Here is a 20,861-nt window from a genome sequence, read left to right on the forward strand (position 1 = left end):
GCCTGGAGTCATCGGAGTCGAACGCGGCAGTCGGAGAACGAGGGGGTATGCGCATGGCTTCAAACGGTATGGATGGAAGCTCGAAGCAGCGGTCCTTGCGCGGCCTGTGGGGAGGGCCCGGGCTCGGGCTGCTCCTGCTGGCGGGCGCCGGGGCGTACGCGGCCTTCTGCTGGCTGGGGCCGCCGTCACCGGCGACGTCGCCCGGCGCGGTGGCTGGTGGAGGCTCCGCGACGGTGGCGGCCGGGCCGGCCACGCCGACGGCGTCCTCCTCCTCCCGACCCGTGGCCCTGGGCGCTCCCTCCGCGCCGGGCCGTCCCGCGCCCGTTGCCGGGGCCGCGCCCACGTCCGCGCTCGCGCCCTCGCCCTCGTCTTCGGAGGACGCACGCACCCAGGCCCAGCAACGCGAGCTCGTGCGCCAGGCCGCCCACCAATACCGCGTCGGCCGCTTCGACGCCTTCTTCCGCGAGGACACCCTCCTGCAGGAGTTCGCGAAGGCCGGCCCGGCCCGGCTGTCCGCGCTGAAGGCGGAGCTGGCGGACCCGGCTGCGCTGGCCGCGCTGCCCGAGGGCACGCAGTTCCTGGAGAGCAAGCCCGACGCCGTCCTCGAGCGGATGTCGATGATTGACATCCTCGACTCGGCGGCAGCCAAGGACACCGGGGCCCGGGACGCCATGGTGGAGCTGGCGCTCGCGCCCATCGACACGTCTCTTTCCGACACCGCGAAGAAGGCGCTGGTGGGGGAGAAGTACGACATCCTCTTCCGCCTGGCGCAGCTGGACCGGCAGCTCGCGGTGGACACCTATGCGCGGCTCGACAACCCGAAGTTGATGAGCCTCCTGCGCGAGGCGCTCATCGCGGGGCTGGCCGAGGCCGGCGCAACGCAGGACGAGGTGAAGCGACTGACGCAGCACCTGTGATTGCGCACGCGGCGCCGCGCCCGGAAGGCACGGAACCGTTGAGCGCGCGCTGAACCCGACATCCGCGTCCCCTCCCGCGCCTGCCCTTCGAGGTGCTCGGGAGGCGTGTGTCCTCGACGCGTCGACAGCTCGCAACCGGCGGACCGGACTTGCCTCCGCTCCCGCCCGGAATGGCACCGGTCTGCCCGCATGCACGGGCGCAGTAGCAGCACCGTACCTACCGACACCAAGGAGCAATCCGTGACTCGTACGTGGAAGCAGGGACTCATCGGGGCTTGCTGTGTGGCACTGGGCGTGGCGTGTGGCGCACCGGAGGGCGCCGCCAATGACGGGCAGGCGCAGCCGCGCGCGGACGGAGTGCAGGCGGCGCTCGCCGCGCTGGGCCGCGTCGAGGTGGTGGACCAGGGCGCGGGAGGCGTGCCCACGTTCATCCGGGGCAGCTTCGGGAAGGTGGACACGTCGTTCGCGGGCAAGGGGCTGCGCGACACGACGGCGGCCGGTCCGGCGCTGCTGCCGGTGCTGGAGCGGGTGGCGCCCGCGTTCCTGCTTGGCGCGGACGAGCTGCGCCTGCGCTCGGTGCGCTCGGACGACCAGGGCTTCCTCCACGCCCGCTATGACCAGACGCACAACGGCCTGCCCGTCGTGGGCGGCGAGCTCATCCTCCACGTCAACGCCGCGGGCGAGGCGTACGCGGTCAACGGCAGCGCGCGCGGCGCGCACGAGCCTCAGGCCCTGACGCGCGTGGGCCCCGAGGTCGCGCAGGCGGCGGCGCTCGCGGGCTCGGGCACCCTGTCGGCGCGCGGCGCTCCGCGGAGCGTCTACGTCCTCGGCGACAAGGGCGACCTGTCCCTGGCGTACGAAGTCACCGTCACCGGCACCCGCGAGGGCGAGCCCGTGAGGGACCTCGTGTACGTGGACGCCACCAATGGCGGGGTGCTCCAGGTCCGGCCGCAGATTCACTCCACGCGCAACCGGCAGCTGTACTCGGCCAACAACCAGTGGGTGACGCCGGGCACGCTGCGCCGCCCCGAGGGCGGGGGCGCGACGGGCGACGCCCACATCGACATGAACTACGATCACATCGGCACGACGTACGCCTGCTACGAGACCATCTTCGGGCGTGACTCGTTCGACGACCACGGCGCTCAAATCACCAGCACCGTCCACTACGGCCAGGGCTACGTCAACGCGTACTGGGACGGCTTCCAGATTGTCTTCGGCGACGGCGACAACGTGAACTCGGGCCAGCTCGGCCGTGATCTGGACGTGGTCGCCCACGAGATTACCCACGCGGTGACGCAGTACGAGTCGGGCCTCATCTACCAGAGCGAGTCCGGCGCGCTGAACGAGAGCCTGTCGGACATCGCGGCGGCCATCTGCGAGAACTGGGCGCGCGGCAACCCGCTGGACGCGGACGTCTGGAAGATTGGCGAGGACATCTGGACGCCCGGCATCGGCGGGGACGCCCTGCGCTACATGGGCAACCCCACGCAGGACGGCTCCTCCAAGGACTACTACCCCGAGCGCTACACGGGCGGCTCCGACAACGGCGGCGTGCACTGGAACTCGGGCATCCCGAACCTGGCCTTCAAGCTGCTCGTGACGGGCGGCACGCACCCGCGTGGCAAGACCGCCGTCAACGTCGCGGGCCTGGGCATGAACCGCGCCGCGCAGACCTTCTACTTCGCGAACAGCAACTACTTCACTTCCACCACCACCATGTCCCAGGCCCGCGCGTGGACCATCCAGGCCGCGCAGGACCGGTACGACGCCTCGGTGGTGAATTCCGTCCGCAATGCCTGGAGTGCTGTGGGCGTGCCGTAGTCGCAGTGCAAACACACACAACGATGAGGAGATGACATGAAGAATGCTCTCATGGCGCTCGTGGTTGCCGCCACCTGCGTGTCGACGACCGCGATGGCGCAACTCAGTGCGCGGTGTTACCAGGACGACCAGCTGGCAACGATTGATCTGGCGAAGGGCCGCAACGCGTGGTCCCGCAAGTGCGGCTACATCACCCCGCAGCGCGAGCAGTACCTCAATGGCGAGACCGAGTACCAGGTCTACGTCAACGGCTGCAACACGTACCCCAACGTCCCCGCCGGCTCCACGTGCACCTTCTACGTGCCCGTCACCGAGGCCGACGCCTGTATCGGGGGGCTGACCAAGCTGGGCACCTGCGTGGCGGGCTGCTTCACGCCCTCCCAGCACCTGGACTTCAACGGCCGCCTGCTGACCGTGCCGGACGCGTACGAGTCCGGCGTGTCCACCGTCACCGCGCTGACGGCGGGCTCGCAACTGGACGCCATCGACTTCTCCCAGCAGCCCATCCGTAGCTACGTGGCGGGCGACACGCAGGAGGACATCTTCGTGCTGAAGTCCGCCGACGGCCGCCGCATCGAGGTCACCGCCGAGCACCCCATGCTCACCGGCGATGGCGTCATGGTGAAGGCGAAGACGCTGAAGGTGGGCGACACGCTCCTGGGCTCCGACGGCAAGGTGCTCCCGCTCTCCTCGGTGACCGTGTTCAACTACAAGGGCAAGGTGTGGAACGTGCGCCCCGAGAGCCATGACAAGACGGAGAACGTCATGAGCGCGGAGGGCTTCCTCACCGGCTCCGTGCGCTTCCAGAACGAGTGGGCGGCCGACGACTACCGCCTGTCCGTGCGTGACGCGCTGGACGTCAGCGGCCTGTAGCTGACGCCTGGCGGGAGGTGCCCGGGCTCAGGTGGCCCGGGCACCGTCCCGTCTCCGGAAGAAGGAGGGCTACGGCTCGATGGGGCACTGCTGGTAGATGCACGGGCTGACGTAGCAATCAGCCCTGCAGTTGACGCGCGTCTCCGGGTAGGTGCAGATGCCGTCGCCGCAGGTGTGGCAGTCGGACGGGCAGCTGCCCTGGGATTCGCCGCCGTTGCAGACGCCGTCGCCGCAGAGCGTGCCGCAGTCTCCGGGGCAGGTCGCCGTCCCCTCGTTGTTGTTGCAGACGCCGTTGCCGCACAGGTTGGGGCAGCCGCAGTCCTTCGGGCAGAGGCTGACGGACTCGTCGCTGTTGCAGATGCCGTCGCCGCAGTAGCAGTCCGCCGCGCAGCTCGTCTCCCGCTCGCCGACGGCGGTGTTGCACCAGCCGTCCCCGCAGTAGGAGGGGGCCGGGCAGTCATAGGGACAGCTCGTCCAGTCCTCGAAGTACTGGCAGGAGCCGTCGCCGCAGTAGTAGCCGGGCTCGCAGTACGGGTCTTGATACAGGCTGGCGCCGTCCTCGCTCAGGGGGACCTGCGGACACATCTCCATCGCCGCGCGCGACTGCGCGGTGGCCTCGGGCGTCCCGGGGACTTCCTCCGGCAGCTGGGGCCCGCACGCCGTGAGCCAAGCTGTCGCCAGCAGGACGAGCACCGCTCTGAAGGGCGTTCGCATGGTCAGGAGTCCCTTCCCGGGAAGAGGGGCAGGGGCGACTCGATGAGCGCCAGGTACCGGTCCACGGGGTGCATGGACTCCAGGGCCCAGCACGAGCCCACCAGCGTCAGCCCGCCGATGCAGGGCGCGCTGGCGGAGGCAGGGACGAAGTAGGTACAGCTCGCGTTCCTGTCCGCGCAGGGCTGCGAGAAGCAGCCATTGGCAAACACCTGATACGAGCCGTCCGAGTTGAGCGACGTCTCGCGCGTCGCGGAGATGTACCCGCATTTGCGGGCCCAGGCATTCCGGCCCACCGCCTGCTGCGGCGTCAGCCGGTCATCGGAGCCGCATCGGTAGGAAATCTGGGCCTGGGCTGTACCGCCAACACCCAGGAAGAGCACGGCCAGGGGAAGCCAAGTCTTCATCAATCCCTCAGCAAATGAATGGAGTTGAGACTTTCATTTTGCTGAAGATTTATTGGTTGAGTAATGGTGGAAAGCCCTTATCACTGCTCGGCGGCGGAGGGCTCAGTGATGTCTCACGGTCCGCCGCTCGCCACTTCCACCGTCACCGGCATGCCACGCTTGCGAGGGTAGGGGAGCGCCGTCAGCGCATCCTCGATGCAGCGCGCGGCCACGGTGCCCGCCAGCGGCCCCGCCACCTTCGCCTCGGCGCGGCCCTGGCCGTCCAGCGTGAGTTGCACCGGCACGCGCTTCGCTCCGTCTCCGCCCAGGCACGACACCGCCCGCACCTGTCCCTCGTGGGCGAACTCCGTCACCTCCGCGACGAAGGACTCGCGCGTCTTCGCCACCCGCGTCAGCACCGCGGACACGATGAGCAGCAGGAAGCCGCCGTAGAGAATCATCAGCCGTGAGTGCGGAATGAAGCGCGTCCCCCGGCTCGGAGCGGGCGCCACCGCGTCCTCCGGTTCCTGCTCCGAAGCAGGGGGCAGGGCCTCCAGCGCGGCGGCCGCGGCGGCCCGGCCACGCAGCTCCGCCAGCGTCGGCACCCGCGTGCGAGCGCGAATCCGCTCCTCACCGAACAGCTCGAAGAGGAACGCCGCCAGCTCCTCGCGCGCGTCCACCGTCGTCAGCGTGGTGCGCAGCGCCTCCAGCGCGCGGGCGAACTCGGCGGCGGTGGCGTAGCGGTCCTCGGCCTTCGGTGCCATGGCGCGCATCACCACCGCGTCCACCATGGGCGACAGCTCGGGCAGGTGCTTGCTCGGCGGCGGCGCGTCCCCGCTCATCGCCGCCTTCAGCGAGTCGTAGTCCAGCGGGCGCCGGAACGGGTCCACGCCGGTGAGCGCCTCGTAGAGCGTCACGCCCAGTCCATATACGTCCGCGCGCCGGTCCACCTGCCCGCTGCCCTTGCGCTGCGCCTCCGGTGGCTGCGAGCCCACGTGCTTGAAGATGGGGCCGCTCATCAGCCGCACGGCGGTGCGGGCAATGCCAAAGCCAGACAGCCTCACCCCGCCGTCGTACCCGAGCAGCACGTGCGCGGGCGCCACGTCCCGGTGCAGAACTCCCAGCGGCTTTCCTGCCGCGTCCGTGGCCTCGTGCGCGGCGTGCAGCCCGTGCGCCACCTGCGCGACCAGGGACAGCGCCACCGACATGGGCAGGCGCGCGCTCTTCGCGTCCAGCGCGGCGAGCACGGTGGAGAGCGTCTCGCCCGGCACGTAGTCGGTGACGACCTGGAAGAACAGCGGCCGGGGCGCGCCGTCCTGGGTGTCGAGCCACGTGTCCTGCGTGCGGAGGATGTTCGGATGCGACAGGAGCGTCGCCAGCCGCCACTCCTCGTGGAAGACGGCCGCCGCATCCTGGGTGCGCGCGGAGCCGGCGGGGAGCTGGTGGATGAGCACGTCGCCGTGCTCGCTGCCGTCCTCCTCCACGCGCCGCGCGAGCAGCGCGCCTGTGGTCCCCAGCTCCGGCCGCTGGAAGAGCGCCACGTAGGGCCCGAGCTGCCACAGCAGGGGGGCGCCATCCTGGAAGACGGTGCGCTCCCGCGAGGGATAGAGGAGGAAGGACAAGAGGGAGTCTCCTACGCTGAGCGTAGGCTATCGTTCCCAGCGTATGAAACTGCCCATCAGTCGCCTCGGATGTTTCACCGTGCTCGCTTTGTCGCTCGCCGCCCCCAGCGCCCTGGCGAGCAGCTGTCTGTGTGAGGTCGACCTGTACCCCAGGGTGCTGTTGGGCAGGGCCACGCCGCAAGACTTCTCGAAGTGTGAGGAGGGTCGTCCCAGCAAGGTGGACGCGCTCAGCTGCATGCGGGGGCTCTCGTACAAGAATGTGAAGCAGGGCGACCAGACGCCGGAGTCCTTCCGCCTGGGCGTGGACGCGCTGGTGGCCGCGTCGAAGGACAAGGCGCTCTCCAAGGGAGCCATCAACCTGCTGCTCGGCTCCCAGTCCTATGCGGACACCTCGGTGCGCGCGAAGGTCCGCCCCGTCATGGTGGCCGCGGGCCGCGCGCCGCTGTGGGACACGCTGGTCAAGACGACGGAAGGGGACGCCGCCGCCTTCACCCGTGCGCTCTATGCCTACTGCGAGCACTACACCGTCATCTCCGAGCTGGCCCTGGAGGACGTGACGCTGGACCAGCTCTGGCCGCTGCCCTCGGGCATGAAGCCCGCGGACGCGCGCAAGGGCCTGTCATGCCCCTACGGGCAGAACCTCCTCCTCTCCGCCGCCATCCGCTCGCTGGAGGGCAAGCTGCCGGCGGATGCGCTCGTGCTGCTGTCCCCGGCGCAGCTCCGCGTCTTGCGGAACGCCGTGTATGCCCGCCGTGGCCGCGTCTTCCAGGCGAAGGACCTCCAGGACTTCTTCACCCAGGAGCCCTGGTACCAGCCGGACCCTGCCTACACGGACGCACGTCTCACGCCCGAGGACCAGCAGCACCTGGACCTCATCCAGGCCGCCGAGACGAAGGCGGGAAAGAAGGGCTGAAAAGTCCCGGGTGACACATTTCGGAAGGCCCGGTGTTCCCTTCGCGCCAACGTGGTTCACGAGGGGAAAAACATGTCGTCCATCGCCGTCTTCGCCCAGGCGCCCGAAAACCTGGGCTGGCTCAGCAGCAAGCTGCTCGGGGTGACGCTCAGCTCCGCCGAGTGGGTGCTGTGGGTCCTGGTGTGCCTTTCGGTGCTCTCCATCGCCATCATGTTGGAGCGGGCGGTGTACTTCTCCCGCAACCGGCTGTCGGACTCGGAAGGCCTGGCGGTGCGCCTCGCGCGCGGCGAATTGGAGGCGGTGCGCGTCGCCATCCAGGGCAAGAAGGGCATGGAGGCCGCCATCATCCGCGAGGGCCTCGCTTCCTCCTCCCAGGGCGCGGACACCGTGGAGCAGGTGATTGCCTCCACCATGGCGCGTGAGCGTCCCCAGTATGAGCGCTTCCTGTCCTTCCTCGGCACGCTGGGCAACAACGCGCCCTTCATCGGCCTGTTCGGCACGGTGCTCGGCATCATCAAGGCCTTCCATGATTTGGGCTCCATGGGGGCCAAGGGCGCGGCGATTCAGCAGACGGTGATGGCCGGCATCTCCGAGGCGCTCGTCGCCACGGCGGTGGGCCTGGCCGTCGCGATTCCGGCGGTGGTGGCCTTCAACGTCTTCAACCGCCAGCTCAAGACGCTCACCAGCCGCGCCAATGCGCTGGGCCACGCGCTGGTGGGCAGCCTCCGCGCGGAGGTCCGCTAGTCATGGCCGGTAGCGCGCAGGACAACGACGAGGAAATCACCGGCATCAACGTCACGCCGCTGGTGGACATCGTGCTGGTGCTGCTCATCATCTTCATGGTGACGGCCAACTTCATCGTCCGCGAGACGGTGGAGGTGGACCTGCCCCGCGCGGCCAACGGCGGCGAGACGGTGCAGGGCCTGGTCAACGTGGTGCTCGACAAGGAGGGCAAGCTCTTCTTCGACGGCACCGAGGTGAGCGAGGCCGACCTGTCCGTGAAGGTGGCCGAGCAGGTGGCGAAGGACAAGGACACCCGCGCCATCATCAGCGCCGACCAGTCCATTCCCTACGGCCGCGTCATGAAGCTCATCGACGTGGTGAAGGGCCAGGGCGTCGCGAAGTTCGCGCTCAACATCGAAAAGGACGTCGCGCCCACCGCTCCGCGGGGCTGACGCGAATCCCATGAGTGAGCTGGTGCTCGACGACAGGGCGTGGGTGGCGCCGAGGCGCGGAGGCAACGGGCTGCTGGTGGGCTTCGTGGTCGGCTCGCTCGCGCTGCACGGGCTGGCGCTGGTGGTGCTGCACAACCGGCGCGTGGACCGTCCGGTGGTGCAGCGGCCGGTGGAGCTGGTGATGGTGGAGGTGCAGAAGCCGCCCCCGCCGCCGGTGGTGAAGGAGGAGCCGAAGCCCGAGCCGCCGCCTCCGCCGAAGGTGCGCGTGCGTCCTCCCCCGGTGAAGGTGGCCGAGGCGCCCAGGCCCCTGCCTCCTCCCCCGGTGGATGCGCCGCCTCCGCCCAACGAAACGCCTCCTCCGGCCGCGAAGCCGGCGCCGCTGGTGGTGGGCATGTCCATGTCCTCCACCACGAGCGCGGGCAGCTTCGCCGCGCCGGTGGGCAACACCCTCTACGGCCGCACCGCCGACAAGGCGAAGGCCCCGCAGGAGGTGAGGGCCTATAGCGCGCCGAAGTACACGCCCATCTACCAGGTGGACTCCGAGCCCACCGTGGCCTCCGAGGTGAAGATTCCCTACCCCGACGAGGCGCGCCGCGCCGGAATCGAAGGCACGGTGACGCTGTCCATCACCATCGACAACGAGGGCCGGGTGGTGGCCGCGAAGATTCTCAACGGGCCGGGCTACGGCCTGAACGAGGCGGCCAGGGACGCCATCAAACGCTTCCGTTTCAAGCCGGCCATCAAGGGCGGCGAGGCCGTCTCCACGGAGATGAAGTACTCCTACACCTTCCTTCTCGACTGACGCTCCCTCTCCCGCTGAGAGAGGGGCGGAGCGAGGAAGGGCTGCGCGGGGCCGGTGATTTCCCCTCCTCGGCCTCCACCGCGCGACCCTTCTCCAAGGCCTTTCGCTCCGCCCCTCCCTCAGCGGGAGCGGGAAGTCCCATCACCCCGTATGCTCGCCCACGCCATGTCCCCGAACCTGAAAGCCCGAAGCGCGCTCGCCGCGGCCACGCTGCTGCTGACGACTCCCGCGCTCGCGCAGGAACCGCAGGCCGGCGCGCCTCCCGCAGAGGCCGCACAGGCCCACCAGCCCACGATTACGAAGCCTCCCGAGTTGGTGCAGCAGGTGGAGGCGCAATACCCGCCCGACGCGCTCACGCAGGGGCTCACCGCCTCCGTGCGCCTCATCATCACCATCGCCGAGGACGGTGCGGTGTCGGACGTGCAGCCCACGGAAGCCGTGGGCAACGGCTTCGACGAAGCGGCCATCGCCGCGGTGCGCCAGTTCCGCTTCTCGCCCGCGGAGGTGGACGGCGTCCCCGCGCCGGTGCAGGTGGAGTACGTCTACCACTTCACCCTCAACGCCCCGCCCCCGCCGGAAGGCGAGACGCCCACCGAGCAGGAGGCCCCGAAGGCCACCCTCACCGGCCAGCTGATTTCGCGTGGCAGCCGCTCGCGCGTGGCGGGCGCCACCGTGCGCTGCGGTGATGACCCGGAAGCGCCCGAGGCCACCTCCGACGCGGAAGGCCGCTTCACCCTCGAGGTGCCGCCGGGCGAGTGCGCGGTGCGCGTGGTGGCGTCCGGCTACCAGCTCTACCAGACGAAGGAATTGCTCAAGGAGAACGAGACGACGGAGGTGAACTTCTACCTCGCGCCGTCGGGCGGCGCGCTGGAGACGGTGGTGCGCTCCGAGCGGCCGAAGAAGGAAGTGGTGCGCCGCACGATTACGCGCGAGGAGGCGCAGAAGACGCCGGGCACCTTCGGCGACCCCATCCGCGTCATCCAGGCGCTGCCGGGCGTGGCGCGCGCGCCCTTCATCTCCGGCGAGCTGCTGGTGCGCGGCTCCAACCCCGGCCAGACGGCGACGATGATGGACGGGGTCAGCATCCCCATCCTCTTCCACCTGCTCGGCGGCCCCTCGGTCGTGAATGCCGAGTTCATCGACCAGCTCGACTTCTACCCGGGCGGCTACGGCAGCCAGTACGGCCGCGCGGTGGGCGGCGTCGTCGAGGTGGGCACGCGCAAGGGCGCGGCGGACACGCTCCACGGCTCGGTGAAGGTGGACGTGCTGGACGCGGGCTTCTTCCTCGAGGCGCCCATCACCGACGGCATCAGCGTGGCCGCCGCGGCCCGGCGCTCGTACATCGACACGCTGCTGCCCGCCTTCCTCCCCAAGGATGACGGCAAGACGCTGTCCGTGGTGCCCAAGTACTGGGACTACCAGCTGCGCGTGGACTTCGGCGCGAAGCGCGGCGCCCCTTCCGAAGCGGACGCGGGTGGCGCGCGCAGCAGCGGCTACGTCATGGCCTTCGGCAGTGACGACCAGCTGCGCGTGGTGTCCTCGGGCCCGAAGACGGAGCGCGACTTGTCACTCGACACGCGCACCCTCTTCCACCGCGTGAAGGGTGACTGGACGTACCGCAAGGGCGCGCTCACCTCCGTCTTCACGCCGTACGTGGGCTACGACGGCGTCAGCTTCGAGTTCGGCACCGCGAAGCAGGACGGCGTGGGCTACACGGTGGGCGCGCGCGAGGTGGTGGGCATGGAGCTGTCCTCCGCGCTCACCGTGCGCACCGGCCTGGACCTGGTCTACGAGCACCAGTCCTACGACGTGCAGTTCCCCGCCCCCGAGGACTTCGAGTACGTGGCCTTTCCCGGCGCCGAGTCCGTCGGCGAGCTGCTGGTGGAGAAGCTGGCGCTCGGCGCCTTCGACGGCGCGCTCTTCCTCGAAGCGGACATGAAGGTGGGGAAGTTCACCTTCACCCCGGGCGTGCGCGGCAACCTCCAGTTGGTGGGGGACACGCAGAACGTGGCGCTGGACCCGCGGCTGTGGGTGCGCTTCGCGGCCACCGAGCGCACCAGCCTCAAGGGCTCGCTCGGCCTCTACAGCCAGCCGCCGGAGAGTTTCCGCTTCATCAGCCTGCCGTACGGCAACCCGGACCTCGTCTACCAGCGCGCCTTCCAGAGCAGCCTCGGCGTGGAGCACCGCTTCACCGACGTGCTCAACGTGGACGTGACGGGCTTCTTCAACCGCCGCTTCAAGAACATCGCGCTGCCCGGCCAGTTGGTGGAGCGCGAGGGCGGGGGCGTCGTCCAATTGCCCTACTCCAACGACGGCATCGGCCGTGCGTGGGGCATCGAGCTGATGGCGAAGAAGGACCGCGCGTCCGCGACGGACAAGTGGTCCGGCTGGATTTCGTACACCTTCAGCCGGGCCCTGGACGGGCGCGCCGGGCCGAAGCCCGACGGCGGCGGGGGCTTCGGCGGCGGCGACTTTGGCGGCGACTCGGACGCGACGTATGGCCTCAGTCCCTGGGACCAGACGCACATCCTCACGCTGGTGGGCAGCTACATCCTGGGCAGCGGCTGGGAGCTGGGCGGCCGCTTCCGCTACACCACCGGCCGGCCGACGACGCCGCTGGACCACGGGTATGACGTGTACCGCTCCGACCCGAACCGCTACACCCCCACGTTCGGCCCGTACGCGTCGGCTCGTGCGTCCGGCTTCCACCAGCTCGACGTGCGCGTGGACAAGAACTTCCAGTTCCAGAGCTGGACGCTGACGGCCTACCTCGACGTGCAGAACCTCTACAACGCCGAGAACGCCGAGTTCGTCTTCAACGATTACCGAGGCCGGCGCGAGTACGAGATACCCGGCATCCCCATCCTCCCCGTGGTGGGCCTGAAAGGAAGCTTCTGAAATGAAGGCCCTGCTCAAGTGCGCCGGCCTGCTGCTCACGCTCGGCGCTGTCGCCTGCGTGGACCCCGAGGACCAGCCGTCGAAGGTGCACGACTTCCGCGTGCTCGGCATCTCCACCGAGAAGCCGGAGCTGTATGCCTCCACCTGCGAGCAAACGCCGGAGGCGCTGGACCAGCTCGCGGACGAAATCACGTACCGCGCCCTGCTGGTGGACCCCGCCGGCGAGGGACGCCCCATCCGCTACGAGCTGTGGGCGTGCGCGGACACGGCAGACACCACCTGCTCCGACGAGACGAGTCGCGCGAAGCTCGCGGAGGGCACCACGACGGCGGGCGAGCTGGTGCTCCCCATCCGCCCTGGCGCGGTCCGGGTGGGCGACGACCGGCTGCTGCTGGAGCGCGTGATTGAGGATGACGCCTACAAGGGGCTGGGCGGCATCCGCATGCCGCTCGTGCTCCACGTGACGGCGGGCGACGAGGAAGTCTACGCGCAGAAGCTGATGGTCTTCTGGTGTCCGCTGGTGGAGGGCATGAAGGAGAACGTGCAGCCGGTGCTTCCGGGCCTGCGCGTGGATGACGTGCCCTGGGAGGACGGCGCGCTGCCGGAGCTGAGCGGCCCCGGCCCCTTCCTGATGACGTCCGAAGACGTGTCGGCGCTGGAGGAAACGTACGTGGTGCCGGGCCTGCGGCTCAACGCCGTCACGCTCAAGGAAGCCTGGGAGATTTCGTGGCACACCACGCTGGGCGACTTCTCCCCGCAGGTGACGGGCGGCGCGGACTTCGGCGGCCAGCAGGGGCGGCACCGCACGGAGTGGGAGCCGGCCGAGGGTGCGACGGCGCAGGACGTGACGTTCTGGGCCGTGGTGCGCGACGGGCGGGGCGGCAGCTCCTGGCTGATGCGTCGCGCCCACTGGAGTCCTTGAGCGCGAAGGCTCGCGGGGGGGCGGCCAAACGAGGTATGCCACCGGCGCTCATGTGACGCCGGGCCGGGGCTGGCACGGAGCGGGATGCGGATGATGAGACGCACCACAGGGCATGGGTGGGGACGCGTGGCCGGCCTGGTGGCGGCCGCGTGGCTGGGCCTGTGCCTCCTCGCTCCGGAGGCCGCCGCCCATCAACTGGAGGAGCCGGGGGCCACGCTGCGCCGCTTCGCGCTCGTCGTCGGCTCCAGCGAAGGAGGCCCGGGCCGCGAGCGGCTGCGCTACGCGGGCTCGGACGCGCTGGCGATGTCGCGCGTGCTGGAGGAGCTGGGCGGCGTGGCGGGGGCGGACCGGGTGCTGCTGCTGGAGGCGGACCACGGTGCGCTGCTGGCGGCGCTGCAGCAGATGAAGACGCTGGTGGAAGCGGCGGAGGCGCCGGGCGTGCGGCGCGAGCTGGTGCTGTACTACTCGGGCCACTCGGATGGGGACGGCCTGCTGCCGCGTGGCGAGCGCTTCTCCTACGAGGACCTCCGGCGCGCGCTGGGCGCGGTGCCGGCGGACGTGCGCATCGCCATCCTCGACTCGTGCGGCTCCGGCGCGCTCACCCGCTACAAGGGCGGCGTGCGCCGGCCGGCCTTCCTCACGGATGCGTCGTCGCAGGTGCGCGGCCATGCCTACCTCGCGTCCAGCTCCGCGGATGAAGTCGCGCAGGAGTCGGACAGCATCGGCGCGTCCTTCTTCACGCACTTCCTCGTCACCGGCCTGCGGGGCGCGGCGGACGCCAGCGGCGACGGGCGTGTGACGCTGCACGAGGCCTACCAGTTCGCCTTCCACGAGACGCTGGCGCGCACGGAGCGCTCCCAGGGTGGCCCGCAGCACGCGGCCTACGACATCCAGCTCGCGGGCAGTGGCGACCTGGTGATGACGGACCTGCGCGGCTCCAGCGTGCGGCTGGCGGTGGCGGAGGACGTGCAGGGCCGGCTCTTCGTGCGCGACTGGGGCAACCAGCTCGTCGCGGAGCTGCAGAAGCCCGGAGGCCGGCGCCTCGCGCTGGGGCTCGCGGCGGGCCGCTACACCTTCGTGCTGGAGCGCCCCACGCAGCGCTTCGAGGCGGAGCTGACGGTGACCTCGAAGGGCGGCGCGGAGTTGCGCGCGGAGCACTTCGTCCCGGTGACGCTCACGCGCACGGCGGCGCGCGGCGGCGAGCCCGTGACGGCGGTGGCTGACGCGCCCATGCTCGCGGTGGACATGCCCACGGTGCCGCTGAACCTGTCGCTGGTGCCGCCGCTGTCGAGCACCGCGCTGTGGGGCGGCAGCGGCCTCAACCACGTGGCGCTGGGTGCGCTGGCGGTGCGCTCGCTCCAGCTGCGCGGGCTGGGCGCGGCCGGCGGGGTGGGGTGGGTGGACGGGACGATGGAAGGGCTCCAGGTCTCCGGCATCGCCAACGTCGCGGGCGGCGAGGTGCTCGGGCTTCAGGCGGCCATCGGAGGCAACCTCGCCTTCGCGGGCGGCACGGGAGGCCAGGTGTCCGCGGTCTTCAACATCGCCGAGGGCGACTACACGGGCTTCCAGCTCAGCACGACGGCCAACCGCTCCGCGGCGAGGCTTCGGGGCGCCCAGGTCGCGGCGGGCATCAACCTGACGGAGCGGCTCGCCGGGGCACAGGTGGGGCTCATCAACATCTCCGGGGACGTGTCCGGCGCGCAGGTGGGGCTCATCAACGTGGCGGCCAACGTGCGCGGCGTGCAGCTGGGGCTCATCAACATCTCGGATGACGTGTCGGTGCCCATCGGACTCTTGAGCATCGTCCGCAAGGGACGGCTGGCCTTCGAGGCGTCCTCCGATGACGTGCTTCCGCTGGCGGTGAGTCTCAAGTACGGCAGCCGCACCGTGTACGTGCTCGTCACGGAGGGCGCGCGGCTGAAGGACCGCTCCGTGCGCACGCTCACGCTGATGGGGCTGGGCGTGCACTTCCCGCTCGGCGCATCGGAGCGGTACTACCTGGACGTGGACGTCGGCACGCAGTTCATCGGCGGGGACGAGGACGGCTCACTGAGCCGCCTGCGCGCCATGGTGGGCTGGGAGCTGAAGCGGCGCTTCGCCCTCTTCGCCGGCGTCTCCCTCAACGTGTACGAGCCTTCCTCCGAGGAGGAGGACCCGGACGTCAGCCTGCTGCCACAGTGGAAGCTGGGGCGCGGGCCGGACGCGACGCGGATGTGGCCCGGGCTGCTGCTCGGCGTGCGGATATGAGCCGTCTGAGTCCAACGCGCCGAGACACCCTGGTGCTGCTGGGCATGAAGCTGCCGGACGACCTCAAGGCGCTCTACCTGGAGAACAACGGCGAGCTCGATAGCGCACGCGCACCGGTATAGGCACGAGCTTGGGAGCAGGCGCGGGTGCCAGTCGGAGCACCGGCGCGGGGCGTTCGCGGGACAGCGTGGCACGGGCCGGAGCGAAGCCCCAGGTGCGCGCGAGCCGCCGCACCTCGCTGCCCATTGACAGCACGCGGCCCAGGTACTGGGAACGCTGATGCATGCGGGAGATGACGGCCTGCTGCGCGGCCTCGCCCGGTGCATGGACGAGCGCGAGCACGTCCTCCCAGACCTGTGCGCGCCACCGGCCGAGGACGAGGAGGGCCACCTCGCGCGTCAGCGGCATCATCGCCGGGCCGCGAAGCCACGGTGTGAGGGTGCAGCCGTAGCGCTCCTCCAAGCGGGCCACGGCCTCGGGCAGGGACTCGGCCAGCAGCGTGTTCACCGCGTCGTGGTCATGCTTGTAGCGGGCGAGTTTCTCCGGGCTCGTGTCGCCCAGCTCCTCAATCGTCTGCCAGAGGCCGAGCGCGAGGTCGAAGTTGATGTGCGCGCTGATGCCGAGCGCGGCGTCGTCGAGGGCGATGGTGGTGCCGGCCCAGGCGGCGCGGTAGGCGATGTCCCACGCGGCGCAGTCCTGGGCCTCGCCGCGCAGGGACCACGCGAGCGTCTCCAGGTAGCGCTCGGCGAAGCGGCCGGCGAGGCGGGAAATCCAGGCGGGCTCCAGGAAGAGGCCGTGGTCGCCGCGGCGGACCTCGCGCGCGACGTTGCGGGTGATGACGCCGTAGACGTCGGGGAACACCGCGCGGGAGTCGCTCCGGGCGGCCAGCCGCGCCACCACCGTGTCCAATCCCACCAGGGCGGACTCCACATCGCGGGGGTGAAGGTCGATTCCATCGAGCAGAGCAGTCATGTTGATGGAACGAGGCCCTCCGGCAATCTTCCCAGCACGCCGCGGGCCCTCCACCATGGCTCCGGGAACTTCCATGGGTGGACAGCCCCGGCCCGGCGTCACATGGTTCAGAGGGGAGGGCGTTCATGCGCGCCGAGCTGAGCTGGGCGGTGATGCTGGGCCTGCTGGTGGGCTGCGCTTCCAGCACTCCGGCTGCAAGTGTGCCCGAGAGCTACTGGCGCACGGGCGACCATGTCCATGTGAGGGGGCCCTGGGCCGCCGTCACTCCGTCGAGCAACGTCGACGAAGTCATCGACCAGCTATGCCCTGCCATCATGAAGCTGCCACGCTCGCAGGATGGCGAATATGGCCAGGAATACTGCGGAGCCATCTACTCGCTGGGTGACGGCACGTACTACGCCAGCATGCCATCGCCCTTGGGAGAGCCAGTGCTCGTGGGACCCGCGAAGCAGAAGAAGTGCATTCCTCCTCGCTACGTCGCTGACGAGCGCGGCCGTCCCGCCGTCCTTGGGGATTTCCATAGCCACCCCTGGTCTCCGTCGCAGATGAGTGCTGGCGACCGGATTGCAGCCACGCAACTCTGGAGCATTCGCATCCAGTTCGACCGGGCCTGTACCGTCATGAAGCTCATCCCCTATGTCGAAAATGATGAGCGTCCTGGCGAGTTCTATCTGCGCAAGGAGAAGAGCTGGAAGCTGGTGGGCATCATCAGGCCGGAGGACAAGAGGTACGGTCTGGTGACGGCAGTAGGGGATGAATGACGCACGACATGCGGACTCTTCAGTCGAGGCACCTTCCATGAAGCGCGCGCTGCCAGCCCTTTTCCTGATTCTCCCCGCCTGTGCGCTGTTCCAGCGCCCTCCACGTCCGGTCCATGCGCCTCCGGAGGAGGCGGCAGCCGTGGAGTTCCCCCTCGCGCTCCCACTCGAAGGGCGGCAAATCATCGCAGGGACCACGCTGAGAGCGATCCAGTTGGCGATGGAGGACTACCTTCCCTGGGACCGCAAGCTCCCGGCCGGTGCCACCCCACTCCAGGAGTGTCTCTCGCGGCGTGAGTCCTACGATGTAGCGACAGCACCTGGCCCCGAAGGTGTCATGTACGTCAGCCTCATCCCTAACGCGGAGGCGTGTGACATCGGCGGGCCGCCCATCCTGGACGTCGGCGCCAGCTACGTCATCGACGTCCGGGGGTGGCGCATCCTCAAGGTGCAGCAGTAGGCCCAGCCCGGCGTCACGCCCCCTGCAGCAGCCACTCCAGCAAAGCCTGCGCCGCGTCCACGTGGACGAAGTGGCCCGCGTCCGGGAGCGTGGCCACGGGGCAGCCGGCGGCGACCATGCGCTCCGCGTCCGCGTCCGACACGTACTTCGCCTTCCCGCCCCGGATGCAGCGCATGGGCGGGCGGCCCGGGCGCTCCACCGCTTCCCACAGGTCCGTGCCGTTGACGCGCGAGTGCAATTCCGCCAGCGCCTGCCGGTCGAAGCGCCACTTCACGCCGTCCGGCTGGGTGACCAGGTTCATCAGCAGCCAGTCCGCCAGCGGCTCGGACAGGCCGCGTCCGGTCAGCTCCGTGCGCATCGCCCGGCGGTTGTCCGCGCGCGGCGGCGCCTGGAGCAGCACGCCCAGCACCTTGCCGCTCTCCGACAAGTCGCCCGGCACCGGGCCCGGGGTGATGTCCAGCAGCGTGACGCTCCGGACGGCCTCGGGCACGTGGAGGCTTCCGGCCAGCGACACGCGCCCGCCCAGCGAGTGGCCCACCCAGTCGAACGCACCGGTGATTCCCTGCGCGCGCGCCGTGTCCACCACGTCGCGCGCCAGGGTGAAGAGGTCCGCGCCCGCGGGCGGCGGCGGAGAGCTGCCATGGCCGGTGAGGTCCGGCAGGAGGAAGCGCCGACGCAGGTCCGCCGCGCTCCAGGCCGCCGCCAGAGAGCGCAGGTTCCGCCCCGTCCCGAGGAAGCCGTGCAGCATCACCGTGGGCACGTCGCCCTCACCCACCAGGAAGCTCTCGAGGACCATCTGCGAGACACCTTTCTATTCCATGCCCGAGCGCCTTGACCCGGGGCACCGCGTGCCGCTTCATACCGCGAACCTTCTGCCTGACGAGGTCTCTCCGCGTGACCACTGTCTCCCTGCTGCTCCTAGCGCTCGCCGCCGCCCCCGTGGGCACCACCACCCCCGCCGACCCCAAGGCCGCCGTCGCCGCGGTGCTGGATGACTGGCACAAGGCCGCCGCCGCCGCGGACGAGCCGCGCTACTTCGGCCACTTCACCGCCGATGGCGTCTTCATGGGCACCGACGCCACCGAGCGTTGGACTCGCGACGAGTTCCGCGCCTGGTCCAAGCCCTACTTCTCCAAGGGCAAGGCGTGGAGCTTCAAGCCGGTGAAGCGCTTCATCTCCCTCTCGAAGGACGGCAGCGTCGCCTGGTTCGACGAGACGCTCGACACGCCCAACCTGGGCCCCAGCCGTGGCAGCGGGGTGCTGGTGAAGGAGGGCAACGCCTGGAAGATTGCCCAGTACAACCTCTCCGTCCCCATCCCCAACGACCTGATGGGCGAAGTCACCAAGCGCGTCGCCGCGTACGAGAAGGCGCAGGCGGCGAAGGCCGCGCCCGCCACCCCGGCCCCCACGACGCCCGCGCCCGCTCCGAAGAAGTAGCGCCCTTCCGGGGTGAGGAAGGGAGTGGGAGTGCCACGGCCCCTGGGGTCGGACCCGGGTCGTGGCCCCCACTCCGCTCCTCACAAGCCGAAGGGATAGGTATCGGGCGCGTCCTCCTTCTCATGGCCGGAGTCGGTGTCGAGCGGTCGCAGGGCGCGCGTCTCGTCGTAGTGCAGTACGGCGTCGAACTGCGCGGGCAGGTCCGCGTGGAAGTAGTGGCTCCAGCGCTCGGTGCGCGGCGCGTACACCACGCCGATGGCGCGCTCCAGCCGGCGCTCGCGCAGGCCGCTCGCCGCTTCGCCCAGATCCTCCATGCGCAGCAGGAACGACGACAGGCCCACCTCGTGGAAGAGGTGCTCGTAGCTGCCTGCCATGGCGGGTTGGATGCGGCGGCGCAGGCCCGGCTCGTCCCACTCGTGCGCGGCGATGACCACGCCGGTGTACGTGGTGAAACCCACGTTGTACGTGGCGTCGCCGTGCCGCTCGCGCAGCAGCTGCCCTAGATTCAATTCGCCCTGGTCGCCCATCTGCGTGGCGCGCGCGTCGCCCAGGTGCGAGTTGTGCGCCCAGATGACCATGCGCGCCTTGCGTCCCTTCCGGGACAGGTGCTTCAGGAGCGCATCCGCGGTGTCCGCCATGTGCGTGTCGCGCAGGTTCCACCCCTCGTGCCGTCCCGCGTACATGGCGCGGTAGTAGGCCTCCGCGTCGGCGGCGAGCCGGGCGTTCTGCTCGGCGGAGAAGCGCGCGTCCTCGTCCCGTGCGTCGAGGGGGGCGCGTCGCTGCAGCTCCCGCAGCTGCGCCCGGACCGCGTCCTCACAGGTGTCGGCATGGCCGTACGCGGTGGCCGCGCCATAGGCCTGTGGCTCTTCGCCGAAGCTGTCGAAGCAGGCGTAGCGCTCGCGGGCCCGCCGGGCGGCGGCGGGGTCCACCGTCTCCAGGTACGCCACCACCTCACGCATGGACGCATGGAGGCTGTAGAGGTCCAGCCCGTAGAAGCCGGCGCGAAACTCCGGGGCCACGCTGGCGTTGCGAGCGCGCAGCCAGGTGACGAGCTCCTCCACGTCACGGTTGCGCCACATCCACTTGGGGAAGCGCTGGAAGTTGCCGAGCGCGCTCGCCGCGTCCCTGTCATTGCCGTCGCCGTGGACGAAGGTGTTGACGCGCAGGGCGTCCGGCCAGTCCGCCTCCACGGCCACGGCGGTGAAGCCGTGCTCGGCGATGAGGCGGCGGGTGAGGGCGGCGCGGGCCTGGTAGAACTCGTGGGTGCCGTGGGTGGCCTCGCCCAGGAGAACGAAGCGCGCGTCACCGAGGCCCTCGATGAGCGGGTCCAAGTCTTCGGACCTTCCACTCAGCGGGAGCGCGGCCGCCCGCACACCCTCCAGCAGGGCAAGCGAGGTGTCCTGCTCGTCCTCGAACGGGCTCATACCCCGTGGCGGGCTCATGCCCTCAAAGGTGGGACGGCCAGGCGCCGCTGACCAGCGGCCTCCCACCGCAGACCGGAGGGCGGGCAGGGGAGCGCGCGCCCCAGCGGCCTCGGTGACGGCTCAGTGGAATGGAAGCCAGGCGCTCAAGTCAGAGAAGCGGTGCGCGCCGCCTGCCGGTGTCCGCGGGCGCCACCCGGTCGCTCTTTCTCTTCAGGTCGCTCGAGCCCGCTCAGCTCCGCTTCATGACGGCGGCCCCATTCGCAGAGCGACGCGATGATGGGCTGGAGGCTGAGGCCCAGCTTCGTCGCCGAGTACTCCACGCGCGGAGGTACTTGAGCGAAGACCTTGCGGTGAACGATGCCGTGCTCCTCCATCTCGCGAAGCTGCTGAACCAGGACCTTCTGGCTCGCGAGCGGCGCCAGGCGCCTGAGCTCGGACAGCCGCTTCGGACCTTCAAACAGGTAATAGAGAATCACGGCCTTCCAACGACCGCCGATGACCTTTGAGCGCACGCTCTGCG

20 protein-coding genes are annotated in these 20,861 nt (G+C 70.1%); 13 read left to right on the top strand and 7 right to left on the bottom strand.

The window, feature by feature from the left end; genetic code table 11:
- Positions 1–53: 53 nt before the first annotated feature.
- The 3 genes from G4D86_RS04565 (at position 54) to G4D86_RS04575 (ending at position 3,614) form a co-directional block, all read left to right on the top strand.
- Positions 54–917 carry a hypothetical protein gene (locus tag G4D86_RS04565; protein ID WP_240360044.1) on the top strand — a complete coding sequence of 288 codons (864 nt, stop codon included), beginning with the start codon at positions 54–56 and terminating at the stop codon, positions 915–917.
- 240 nt (positions 918–1,157) lie between these two features.
- Positions 1,158–2,741, top strand: a complete 1,584-nt coding sequence (locus G4D86_RS04570; protein ID WP_240360045.1) for a M4 family metallopeptidase — start codon at positions 1,158–1,160, stop codon at positions 2,739–2,741.
- Between the two features lie 36 nt (positions 2,742–2,777).
- Entirely contained in the window at positions 2,778–3,614 is an 837-nt protein-coding gene (locus tag G4D86_RS04575) for a Hint domain-containing protein (RefSeq protein WP_205519457.1), read from the top strand.
- A 69-nt stretch (positions 3,615–3,683) separates the two neighbouring features.
- Here G4D86_RS04575 and G4D86_RS04580 read toward each other — a convergent pair whose 3' ends face one another.
- From G4D86_RS04580 to G4D86_RS04590, 3 genes are all read right to left on the bottom strand, one after another.
- Positions 3,684–4,328 (bottom strand): solute carrier organic anion transporter, encoded by a 645-nt coding sequence (locus tag G4D86_RS04580; RefSeq protein ID WP_163989805.1) that lies wholly within the window; start codon positions 4,326–4,328, stop codon positions 3,684–3,686.
- Positions 4,329–4,330: 2 nt separating this feature from the next.
- Positions 4,331–4,732: a hypothetical protein gene (locus G4D86_RS04585; RefSeq protein WP_205519458.1), complete on the bottom strand. Its 402-nt coding sequence runs from the start codon at positions 4,730–4,732 to the stop codon at positions 4,331–4,333.
- A 113-nt stretch (positions 4,733–4,845) separates the two neighbouring features.
- A complete protein-coding gene (locus G4D86_RS04590; RefSeq protein ID WP_163989809.1) occupies positions 4,846–6,333 on the bottom strand; it encodes a serine/threonine-protein kinase in 1,488 nt (495 codons plus the stop codon).
- Positions 6,334–6,412: 79 nt separating this feature from the next.
- Here G4D86_RS04590 and G4D86_RS04595 point away from each other — a divergent pair, with 79 nt between their 5' ends.
- From G4D86_RS04595 to G4D86_RS04625, 7 genes are all read left to right on the top strand, one after another.
- The gene (locus G4D86_RS04595) at positions 6,413–7,246 is read left to right on the top strand and encodes a YARHG domain-containing protein (RefSeq protein WP_163989812.1); all 834 of its coding nucleotides are present in this window, start codon (positions 6,413–6,415) and stop codon (positions 7,244–7,246) included.
- 72 nt (positions 7,247–7,318) lie between these two features.
- On the top strand, positions 7,319–7,990 hold the full coding sequence (locus tag G4D86_RS04600) for a MotA/TolQ/ExbB proton channel family protein (RefSeq protein WP_163989815.1): 672 nt from the start codon (positions 7,319–7,321) through the stop codon (positions 7,988–7,990).
- A gap of 2 nt (positions 7,991–7,992) precedes the next feature.
- Positions 7,993–8,421, top strand: a complete 429-nt coding sequence (locus G4D86_RS04605; protein WP_163989818.1) for an ExbD/TolR family protein — start codon at positions 7,993–7,995, stop codon at positions 8,419–8,421.
- A gap of 10 nt (positions 8,422–8,431) precedes the next feature.
- Complete coding sequence (locus tag G4D86_RS04610) at positions 8,432–9,223, top strand: energy transducer TonB (RefSeq protein WP_163989821.1); 792 nt, start codon at positions 8,432–8,434, stop codon at positions 9,221–9,223.
- Positions 9,224–9,373: 150 nt separating this feature from the next.
- Positions 9,374–12,121: a TonB family protein gene (locus G4D86_RS04615; protein WP_163989823.1), complete on the top strand. Its 2,748-nt coding sequence runs from the start codon at positions 9,374–9,376 to the stop codon at positions 12,119–12,121.
- A gap of 1 nt (position 12,122) precedes the next feature.
- The gene (locus tag G4D86_RS04620; protein ID WP_163989826.1) at positions 12,123–13,043 is read left to right on the top strand and encodes a hypothetical protein; all 921 of its coding nucleotides are present in this window, start codon (positions 12,123–12,125) and stop codon (positions 13,041–13,043) included.
- A gap of 90 nt (positions 13,044–13,133) precedes the next feature.
- The gene (locus tag G4D86_RS04625) at positions 13,134–15,290 is read left to right on the top strand and encodes a caspase family protein (protein WP_163989829.1); all 2,157 of its coding nucleotides are present in this window, start codon (positions 13,134–13,136) and stop codon (positions 15,288–15,290) included.
- 63 nt (positions 15,291–15,353) lie between these two features.
- Here G4D86_RS04625 and G4D86_RS04630 read toward each other — a convergent pair whose 3' ends face one another.
- Complete coding sequence (locus tag G4D86_RS04630) at positions 15,354–16,262, bottom strand: DUF5995 family protein (RefSeq protein WP_205519459.1); 909 nt, start codon at positions 16,260–16,262, stop codon at positions 15,354–15,356.
- 125 nt (positions 16,263–16,387) lie between these two features.
- Between G4D86_RS04630 and G4D86_RS04635 the strand changes: the two genes are divergently transcribed.
- A complete protein-coding gene (locus tag G4D86_RS04635) occupies positions 16,388–17,023 on the top strand; it encodes a hypothetical protein (protein WP_163989832.1) in 636 nt (211 codons plus the stop codon).
- Positions 17,024–17,060: 37 nt separating this feature from the next.
- The gene (locus G4D86_RS54250; protein ID WP_163989835.1) at positions 17,061–17,480 is read left to right on the top strand and encodes a hypothetical protein; all 420 of its coding nucleotides are present in this window, start codon (positions 17,061–17,063) and stop codon (positions 17,478–17,480) included.
- Between the two features lie 13 nt (positions 17,481–17,493).
- Here G4D86_RS54250 and G4D86_RS04645 read toward each other — a convergent pair whose 3' ends face one another.
- Positions 17,494–18,276: an alpha/beta fold hydrolase gene (locus G4D86_RS04645; protein WP_163989838.1), complete on the bottom strand. Its 783-nt coding sequence runs from the start codon at positions 18,274–18,276 to the stop codon at positions 17,494–17,496.
- A gap of 98 nt (positions 18,277–18,374) precedes the next feature.
- On the opposite strand from G4D86_RS04645, the gene G4D86_RS04650 reads away from it, so the two are divergent.
- On the top strand, positions 18,375–18,917 hold the full coding sequence (locus G4D86_RS04650) for a nuclear transport factor 2 family protein (RefSeq protein ID WP_163989841.1): 543 nt from the start codon (positions 18,375–18,377) through the stop codon (positions 18,915–18,917).
- 80 nt (positions 18,918–18,997) lie between these two features.
- Here the strand turns inward: G4D86_RS04650 and G4D86_RS04655 are convergent, their stop codons facing one another.
- Positions 18,998–20,341 carry an erythromycin esterase family protein gene (locus tag G4D86_RS04655; protein ID WP_163989843.1) on the bottom strand — a complete coding sequence of 448 codons (1,344 nt, stop codon included), beginning with the start codon at positions 20,339–20,341 and terminating at the stop codon, positions 18,998–19,000.
- Positions 20,342–20,484: 143 nt separating this feature from the next.
- Positions 20,485–20,853 carry a winged helix-turn-helix transcriptional regulator gene (locus tag G4D86_RS04660; RefSeq protein WP_205519460.1) on the bottom strand — a complete coding sequence of 123 codons (369 nt, stop codon included), beginning with the start codon at positions 20,851–20,853 and terminating at the stop codon, positions 20,485–20,487.
- Between the last annotated feature and the right edge of the window lie 8 nt (positions 20,854–20,861).

It is taken from the genome of Pyxidicoccus caerfyrddinensis (assembly GCF_010894405.1).
GTDB classification, from domain to species: domain Bacteria; phylum Myxococcota; class Myxococcia; order Myxococcales; family Myxococcaceae; genus Myxococcus; species Myxococcus caerfyrddinensis.

What these genes read in the sequence shown, in the direction of transcription:
- G4D86_RS04655 (WP_163989843.1), bottom strand. Translation starts at nt 20,341, where the DNA reads ATGAGCCCGTTCGAGGACGAGCAGGACACCTCGCTTGCCCTGCTGGAG.
- G4D86_RS04600 (WP_163989815.1), top strand. Translation starts at nt 7,319, where the DNA reads ATGTCGTCCATCGCCGTCTTCGCCCAGGCGCCCGAAAACCTGGGCTGG.
- G4D86_RS54250 (WP_163989835.1), top strand. Translation starts at nt 17,061, where the DNA reads ATGAAGCGCGCGCTGCCAGCCCTTTTCCTGATTCTCCCCGCCTGTGCG.
- G4D86_RS04645 (WP_163989838.1), bottom strand. Translation starts at nt 18,276, where the DNA reads ATGGTCCTCGAGAGCTTCCTGGTGGGTGAGGGCGACGTGCCCACGGTG.
- G4D86_RS04620 (WP_163989826.1), top strand. Translation starts at nt 12,123, where the DNA reads ATGAAGGCCCTGCTCAAGTGCGCCGGCCTGCTGCTCACGCTCGGCGCT.
- G4D86_RS04580 (WP_163989805.1), bottom strand. Translation starts at nt 4,328, where the DNA reads ATGCGAACGCCCTTCAGAGCGGTGCTCGTCCTGCTGGCGACAGCTTGG.
- G4D86_RS04565 (WP_240360044.1), top strand. Translation starts at nt 54, where the DNA reads ATGGCTTCAAACGGTATGGATGGAAGCTCGAAGCAGCGGTCCTTGCGC.
- G4D86_RS04615 (WP_163989823.1), top strand. Translation starts at nt 9,374, where the DNA reads ATGCTCGCCCACGCCATGTCCCCGAACCTGAAAGCCCGAAGCGCGCTC.
- G4D86_RS04605 (WP_163989818.1), top strand. Translation starts at nt 7,993, where the DNA reads ATGGCCGGTAGCGCGCAGGACAACGACGAGGAAATCACCGGCATCAAC.
- G4D86_RS04625 (WP_163989829.1), top strand. Translation starts at nt 13,134, where the DNA reads ATGATGAGACGCACCACAGGGCATGGGTGGGGACGCGTGGCCGGCCTG.
- G4D86_RS04575 (WP_205519457.1), top strand. Translation starts at nt 2,778, where the DNA reads ATGAAGAATGCTCTCATGGCGCTCGTGGTTGCCGCCACCTGCGTGTCG.
- G4D86_RS04610 (WP_163989821.1), top strand. Translation starts at nt 8,432, where the DNA reads ATGAGTGAGCTGGTGCTCGACGACAGGGCGTGGGTGGCGCCGAGGCGC.
- G4D86_RS04585 (WP_205519458.1), bottom strand. Translation starts at nt 4,732, where the DNA reads ATGAAGACTTGGCTTCCCCTGGCCGTGCTCTTCCTGGGTGTTGGCGGT.
- G4D86_RS04635 (WP_163989832.1), top strand. Translation starts at nt 16,388, where the DNA reads ATGCGCGCCGAGCTGAGCTGGGCGGTGATGCTGGGCCTGCTGGTGGGC.
- G4D86_RS04630 (WP_205519459.1), bottom strand. Translation starts at nt 16,262, where the DNA reads ATGACTGCTCTGCTCGATGGAATCGACCTTCACCCCCGCGATGTGGAG.